Origin of the sequence: Spiroplasma sp. Moj, from assembly GCF_016082285.1 — a bacterium.
Classification (GTDB): Bacteria; Bacillota_I; Bacilli_A; order Mycoplasmatales; family Mycoplasmataceae; genus Spiroplasma; species Spiroplasma phoeniceum.
On the sequence record NZ_MQTY02000044.1, the window covers coordinates 1 to 7889 of the forward strand.

Consider the following 7889-nt stretch of genomic DNA (forward strand, 5'->3'; position numbering starts at 1 on the left):
TTTGATAAATTTAATGTTATTATCAAATTCATTAATAAGATATCTTAATTTTTGATTTATTAAAGTCACATTATCACCAGTAATCATTAAAAAGTAAGCAGTTTTTAATTTTTGATTACTATATTGCAAATTCATATATCAATTTTTTAAATTTGTTAACTGAGTTTTTTTAAACTCAGTTTTTTCTTTGACTAACAAATTATCAATATGTTTAATTTGTTCGTTAAATTCATATGGGGTTTGAATTTTACAAATTTCAAAATCAATATCTATTGTTTTGAAAATGCTAGATAATTTATAAATAGGGATATCGCGCTCTTGTTGGTTTGCCAGCGAAATATCAACCGCTTCAATACGATACACAACTGCAACTTTATTTGAACAAGTAATAACATTATTTTCTATTTTTTTAATTTGACTAATTTTTAAAACATCGTTATTGTGTTTTTTAACAAAAATATATTTGAATGCTGTTCAAATAACGTTGTATATTTTAGCGCCGTTTTTGGTTGGAAACATTAAAATTAAACTTGTTAATCACATAAAAATGGTAATAAGAACACTGACAATTATTTGATATTTGAATAAAAACGAAAATATCAACGCTGTAATTAAAAAATCAATTACAATAATAGCAATTTCAACCTTGCCAACACCACCAAGAGCACTCGAAATCATAAAACGAATTTTACTTGCTCGTTTTGTAATAATGCGTGCTTTATTCTCATCCACAATTATTCACCTCCTAGGTTTTTTGTTGCTTGTTTGTTAAGTCAAGCAACTATTTTTTTAAATTCCGCTTGATACAGATTGATTAAAATTTGCCCTTGTCAAATTTCATTTTTTAAATGTTGCTTGCTATCAGGGTCATATGTTCATATTGTATATTCATCATTCTTTTTGATACCAACAACAAGCATTTTTCCGTTACGTGAACCGTGAATACATTTTTTACTAATTCACACCGACAACCCCTTATGTTCGGGGATAGAAAATAAAACGGCTTTCTCGGTTTCGCGTTTTAGTTTTCGCCGAGCCATAATGTTAACTGTTACTCATTCATTTTGTTTTGTTTCCATAAACTATATTTCCTTTCTAAACGTTTATAACACATTGAAAGTTATTTTAATGAATAAGATATTAACTCAATGTGTTATAAACGACAATTTAAAAATTATTTATCAGTGAACCACTGATTAATTTTTTCACTTGTTTTACTATGTTGATTTTTATAATCGCCAGTGAATGCATTTTTAAATTGTGCCTTGGTAACATTTTTAAATCCGTGTTCTTTCGCCCCGACTTGATATGCACGAACCGCTCCAATTCCGCGAGCAGTTTTCTTACTTAAACTATAACTTGCTCGAACACCACTAACTGTCAACGCCCCACCAGTCATAAAGGCATTGGTTGCTACTTTCAACCCCATTATATTACCAATACCATCACCCAACGATGTATTACCACCCATCAGTGATGATAAGAGTTGTGGTGATTTAACAACAACAATGCCAAAAGAAAAAATACCTAATAAAGTAAAAATTGGTCTTTTTGTTGGGTCGGGAATAGCTTTTCCAATTTCCGCGAATACCGAAATACTCCATAAGAACAAACTATACGCCAAGAAAACCATATTAAAACTAATAAAACGAGCAATAGTTAATTCTTTTCAGTTTTTAAAACGTCGTCCCTCATCTTGAATCGCCGATACTATTACAACAGGCGATATCACATAAAGAATTAATAACTCCGCAGTTCGCCAGAATAAAAACAACGCAATCAGCAAGAAAATGTATATCATAAAGCCCTCAGAAAACAAACACAATAAATAATTAAAGTGAACACTATCTTTAAATGTCCAACTTGCAGGAACATAATCAAAATCGTGCATCCCATTATCAAACGACGAATTAAATATAAACAACCCGATATTTTGCATACTCAAGTTGCTTGCTTGCATAATCGCTTGGGTTAGCAAGTTAACAATAATATTCAAGGTATAAAAAATAACGGGAATTGTTGGAATTGCAACAAACAATAAAATCATATTACGCAATGTTATTCTTAACTTGCTATGTTTTTCATCCGCCAACATTATTTCAATCATTCTTGCAGCAAGCAATAACGTCAATATTGTTCCCGCAATTGATAACATCACAATAAATAACATCGGGACACCCCCAGCAGTATTATTTTCAAACAACAAACGATTTGCCAAATTCCCACCCGACATAAAAGCAATTATGTCTTGGAATTTACTTAAAAGTCACAATAACGGTTTTATGAAAATAATATATAAGATAGCAAAAACCGCCTCCATAATTTTACCAAGTAACCAACTTGGAGCGTCACCCCCACTATCACTCGCCGTTTGACTGTACTGAATAAACATTTCTGAGGCGTGAGTACTGGTAAAATGATTTACTTTGTCAGGGGTAAATATTGCCATCATCGCCGCAATGATTACAACGATAATCACTGCTATTAACATCAATGGCAAAAATGCTATAATAAGAAAGATAGCCATTTTTTTAATCATATTGTTAACAATGGTTATTATGTTTTTAAATGATGTTGGCTTTATTTTAGTCGATTTGCCAACAATGAAAGGGTTTTTCAACCCTTTTTTATTTTGCACCATTTTTTAATTCCCCCTTTTATGCAATTCCTAAAATAACATCTTTTAGACCCAAGACAATTGCACTCGCTAAAATCACAATCCCCAAGCAAACGCCAACCCAAGTAACACGAGCAATCGTTTCTCTGCGTTGTTCGGCGTTTTTAGCAAATTTACCAGCAATGCCATAATACGCCACCATAACAATCCCAATTGTGATTGCTATTCCGATTAAAATTGGCATTCCAACGGAAATTATTTTATTGCCAATTTCTTGCAGACTAGTTGACCCACTTGTCGCTAAGAAAGTCATCATTATTTATCACCTCGTTGTTTTGCTTCTCATTCTTCATCATCTTTTTTCATTTGAGCAATATCTTTTTCTGTTTTTGCCACAAAGGCTTTTTCTTTTTTCTCGCGGATTGGTTTTAAAATAAACGGGTCAACCACAAACCGTTTAAACAACCACCCAAGCAGAGCAAGACCCGCCAGCGAACCAACAACAATACCAACAATCGCTCATCCAGTTAAACCCAATTTTTTGTTATTATCTGGTGTTGGTGGGGCTGGTGGAGTTGGTTGTTCTTTTTGTTGTACTGGAATAGTTTTGGTAGTCAAACTTAACAGTTTTGTACTACCATCAACTGATTGAACTTTGACATCTTTGCTTGTCGTTCAATCACCAGCAACAAGATTATCAACGCTGATAACATAGTCGATATTTTCTACAACATCACGACCATACTTTTCAACTTGTTCTTTTACACCAGCTAGCAGTTTTGTTTTATAGTTATCAATTTCATCTTGACTAACATTTTTAATGTTATCAACAACAAAATTATCTAACTTTAAATCTAAGTGTGCTAAACTTTGTTTTCAAGTTTTAGATAACTCAAACAAATTATTTAACTGACTAGCACTAGAACCACGGATATTTTTATATCCGTTATCTTCTGCTCATATTTCAAATTGTTTGCCATTTGGTGTATTTCAATATTCTTTTTTTGTTTTATAATTATTTATTTGCAGATAAATAGTTTTCGTATGCGTTGGTAAATCTTGATGTTGCAATTCAATCAAATAACGCCCATCAACGGAACCATATTGCCCCTTATCAATCTCCAAACCACTTACTGGGTCAATAGTACTTGATTGTGATATTTTATTTCATTGTTCATCACAACCGTATATTTTTCCAGTTATGTCATTGCCAGTTGCGGGTTGTTTAATTTTGATTGTGCTTTTCCCATTCGCATAATAAAATGTATCAACTCTGTTTGTCATTTTACTACTATCAAGTTGTACCAAATAATCACTAACTGGATTATTTGTTCCCGCTATTTTTTTTAATTCAATCTTTAAGTCAACTATCGTTGCTGATGAAATATTGTATTTAACATCAACCGAACCCGCATAACTTTTGCTACCATAACGAGCTTTTAAAGTTGCTTGGGTATCTGTTTTCGCAGTTATTTCAATTTGCGAAAAATCATCAATGACATTGCTGTTTTTCTGATTAACAACAGCGAAAATAGTGTCGTCATTCTTATCTAAGATATTACCTAAATCAGTTGTTTTGATTAAATCACTTAAATTTTCTTTAACAATTGGGTTGGGTGGTTCTATTTTTGCCGCCATAACAACATCAATATTTTCACTCGTGTATTTTGTACCATTGATATCGTATTTGATAACTAATTTATGGGTCTTTTCACTAGTTTCAGGTTTCACATTGATATTTACTTTGTGGTCTAACATATTCTGTTTAACACCATTTCAATAAACTTTCATAACATTTGAATTATTGATATTGATGTTTGTTTCCCCATCCACCGTTAAACGCATACCAGCGTTAGACCAAGTTGCAGTTTTATCATTTTCAGCAAGTGAAAACGATATCCCCTGTTGAAATAAAGAATTATCTGTTGTTTTTAATTTTCAATCTATAATTTCACCAGTATTTTTGTTTATTTCTGGTTCTGGTGGAACATTATTATCATTTCATATATAAATATATTTAATTTTTGAAGCATCTAAATAAGCAAACTGAAAATTATTTGTCATAATACCTCATAGCCAAGAATCGTTTACTTGGTTTATATTACCATTATTTTTTGCTAAATATTTATTAAATCCATATGTATCTGCTTCAATAAAAAAATATCATTTATTATTTCAATTTTTAAATTCATTTTCAAATTTTATTCAATCTTTTTTTCAAGCAATATCAACTAATTTTCAATCATCTTCTTTTTGTTTTATTTTAATATTAAACCCAGTTGTAACATCTTTGGAGGTTGCCGCAACATCGCGTTTTGTGCGAGTTTGTACTGTGTTGGCAAGCAACGGAGCAGGAACGCTTGCTGTCAAGGTTGATATACTTAATAAACTTAGTAATTTTTTCATTGTCTGCTTCCTTTCTAATAAAAAAGAGAATAGCACCACCGCACTATTCCCACAACACAATTTCTAACATATTTCAAGATAGTATCACAAAAAAACCACCAAGAAATATGTTAAAATTGTCTGTGGAAACGCTAGGTGTTAACTAGTGTTTCCACGATAGTAATTTATTTGTCGATAAATTACTATCACTTTATGCAATTTTGAAAAGTAAGAGAGAGGACAAACTACTTACTGTTATTATTTTACCACATCTAATTTATAGGTGTGGTTTTTTAAATAATTTTGTTATTTACCACAGTTTTTATCACCCGTGTTAATCGTAAATCATTGTTCATCAATTTTTTGAATCGTAAAACTACAATTCAGACACTGTTGTAAATCAACATCAACAAGCATTAAATTATGATTGATAGTATCTTTATTTTCTACTTTCTTCATCGTTATTTGATTTCCTTGATGAGTTCTTCGTAAATTTTTTGCACAGCATCTCTATATATTTTGCTACGATTAATTTTATAATTTAACTTTTTTAATTCATTTAGCATATTTTCTGTTTGTTTAGAAGAAATAATATTAAGTCTAATAATCTTTTCTTTTTTAGGTAAAAAAATAAAATTATTTTGATATTTTCTTTCTTTTTTTTCAAGTACTTTGACTGCAATATTAGGTTCATTCGGTTTTACCCCTTTTGTTAAATTATCATCTTCAAAACCAAAATTTAGTAAAGCTTTATTTTTCATTATATAAGACTCCCTCTTTTGGTTTTACATTAAAAATATTTCTTTCTATTAACTCATTTGTTAAATTAACAAAAGGATTTTTTTGAGTTATATTAATATTATTTAACATTGTAGATTTATCTATATTAGCAGTAAAAGGAATATAGTTTTTACACAATAACCTTTCATATTTTTTGTATAAAATATCTTTTGCTTGTTCTCTTGCTACTGACTTATTTACTTTATTTAAAATAATAGTTTTTAAATTATTTTTAATTTCTAAATTATCACATATTTCTTCCCAAATTTCTTTTACTTTAATTGCACCACTGTTTGAAAATCTATGAGGCTCTGTTACTAATAATATTTCATCAGCAACTACTAAGGCACAAATATTAGTATCATTTAAACTTGGGTTAGTATCAATCAAAATATAATCATAATTAGTTTGTAAAAAGTCTCTAATTTTATTTATATTCTTTTTTAATATAAACTCTCTTCCGCTAGTGGAAGATAGGTGTCTATTAATATCATCAAATTTTGAATTTGTTGGAATTAAACTAATATTTTTTTCTTTTGAAATTTCAATTGTGTTAATTAAATCTTCTAAATTAGTTTTGCTTGGGGATTTAAACCATTGTTCTGAACCTATATTTTCATTATTGTTTTTTTTAAAAACACTTGTTAAATTTGCTTGCGGGTCAAGGTCAATCAACAAAATACTAAAATTGTTTTGAGCAAGTGTTCTAGCAAATCCCGTTAACAATGTTGTTTTGCCAACACCACCTTTAAAATTACAAATAGTTATTATTTTCACTTTTTCACCTCTATAAATAAACTATACATTATTTTTTTAAAATACATAAAAAAGTATTTGAAAAAATACATAAATATAATATAAATACATAAAAAAGTATTTGAAAAAATACATAAATATAATTTATTAATACTTATTTATATTTTTATTACCATTTACCCGCAAAAATAACTTTCAGTGCGCCACAAACAACGACTGCCAAACAAACAACAAAAAACCCTTATTATATAAGGGTTTTAAGTAGGGTACTAAGTTAAATTATTCGGTTTAAATTGCTCTAAATATTTCACAAGCATACTAATCAATTTCTTATCTTTTTGTAGTAAACCGTTAATAATTTGCAAATTATCAACTTCATATTTTAGAGAAATGACAGCATTTCAATTTAAGTCAAACATCACATATCACTTTCGTTTTTTATTAATTATATATCAATCTGGGCTCGCGGTGATTTTCATAAGTTTGTGAAAAATGCCTTAAAGTTTAAAAAAACTTTTGCCGCGCTTTTCAAAATACTTGGGAAAAATTCTAAGCGTTAAGCGCAGAATTTTATAAAGGTTTCCAAATTTGTTTGAAAGAACCTCAAAATCTTTTTTAAACTTTAAGGCATTTTATCACAAAATTTCAGAAAATCAACCGCTCGCCCAAAATTCTATGTGAAAACCATATACATTTTAGACCACTGATTTAGTCTTTAAATTAGAATGGAGATTAAAATGAAAAAGTATATGGTAACAAGCATTCTAACTGAAAATGAATTATATTCATTACAACGAAAAATAAAAAAATGATATTTACAACAAAAACTTACAAAAGAAATAAATTATATTTATCAAAATGTCATTAATTATTTTAATTTATGTCAGAAATACTATTTATATGAAAATTCACTAAATAGCTTAATTAAATTATTTTATAAGTCAAAACAAACTTTTTATAATTGAGCTAAAAAGATTCAACTTTAATTGAGCTAAAAAGATTCAACTTTGTCTTAAAGAAAAATTAAATTTTCTGGTTTTAGCTAAAAAACCAACGAGACCAATTAAAATTAATAACCATTATTCAAAAACTTACAAAATTGCTGTTGCAAAAATGATGAAAAAATATCGCCAAGAATATGGAACTGGAATTTATGAATTTTATAATTTAACTTTAGCTGGATTTTTCACATATAAAAAAATGAAGTAATTAAACATAACATTAAAACTTTAATGAAATGAAATAAAGAATTTAATAATTTTTATCCTAAAAACAAGAAATTAGGCCATCTACAACATGATATTAAAATTCTGACACCAAATATGACTGGTTTTAAACGTAATTTATATTT

General features: G+C 28.8%; 10 protein-coding genes. 1 reads left to right on the forward strand and 9 read right to left on the reverse strand.

Features of this window, described 5'->3' with window-relative positions; genetic code table 4:
- The 9 genes from BST80_RS02890 to BST80_RS02930 all read right to left on the reverse strand — a co-directional run.
- The coding region (locus BST80_RS02890; protein ID WP_415745890.1) for a hypothetical protein at nt 1–732 on the reverse strand (732 nt) is incomplete at its 3' end.
- 2 nt (nt 733–734) lie between these two features.
- Entirely contained in the window at nt 735–1079 is a 345-nt protein-coding gene (locus BST80_RS02895; protein WP_415745891.1) for a hypothetical protein, read from the reverse strand.
- Between the two features lie 95 nt (nt 1080–1174).
- Nucleotides 1175–2641 carry an Mbov_0396 family ICE element transmembrane protein gene (locus tag BST80_RS02900; RefSeq protein ID WP_415745892.1) on the reverse strand — a complete coding sequence of 489 codons (1467 nt, stop codon included), beginning with the start codon at nt 2639–2641 and terminating at the stop codon, nt 1175–1177.
- A 16-nt stretch (nt 2642–2657) separates the two neighbouring features.
- Complete coding sequence (locus BST80_RS02905) at nt 2658–2933, reverse strand: Mbov_0395 family pilin-like conjugal transfer protein (protein ID WP_415745893.1); 276 nt, start codon at nt 2931–2933, stop codon at nt 2658–2660.
- Nucleotides 2933–5023: an adhesin gene (locus BST80_RS02910; RefSeq protein WP_415745894.1), complete on the reverse strand. Its 2091-nt coding sequence runs from the start codon at nt 5021–5023 to the stop codon at nt 2933–2935. Before BST80_RS02910 ends, BST80_RS02905 begins: the two co-directional genes overlap by 1 nt.
- Nucleotides 5024–5308: 285 nt before the next feature.
- Nucleotides 5309–5461 (reverse strand): hypothetical protein, encoded by a 153-nt coding sequence (locus BST80_RS02915; protein WP_415745895.1) that lies wholly within the window; start codon nt 5459–5461, stop codon nt 5309–5311.
- Nucleotides 5462–5463: 2 nt separating this feature from the next.
- The gene (locus BST80_RS02920; protein WP_415745896.1) at nt 5464–5763 is read right to left on the reverse strand and encodes a hypothetical protein; all 300 of its coding nucleotides are present in this window, start codon (nt 5761–5763) and stop codon (nt 5464–5466) included.
- Nucleotides 5753–6559, reverse strand: coding sequence for a ParA family protein (locus tag BST80_RS02925; RefSeq protein WP_415745897.1), 807 nt, complete (start codon nt 6557–6559; stop codon nt 5753–5755). The genes BST80_RS02920 and BST80_RS02925 overlap by 11 nt, the downstream gene beginning before the upstream one ends.
- A gap of 248 nt (nt 6560–6807) precedes the next feature.
- On the reverse strand, nt 6808–6957 hold the full coding sequence (locus BST80_RS02930; protein WP_415745898.1) for a hypothetical protein: 150 nt from the start codon (nt 6955–6957) through the stop codon (nt 6808–6810).
- A gap of 306 nt (nt 6958–7263) precedes the next feature.
- On the opposite strand from BST80_RS02930, the gene BST80_RS02935 reads away from it, so the two are divergent.
- The gene (locus tag BST80_RS02935; RefSeq protein ID WP_415745899.1) at nt 7264–7524 is read left to right on the forward strand and encodes a hypothetical protein; all 261 of its coding nucleotides are present in this window, start codon (nt 7264–7266) and stop codon (nt 7522–7524) included.
- The last annotated feature ends 365 nt before the right edge of the window (nt 7525–7889 follow it).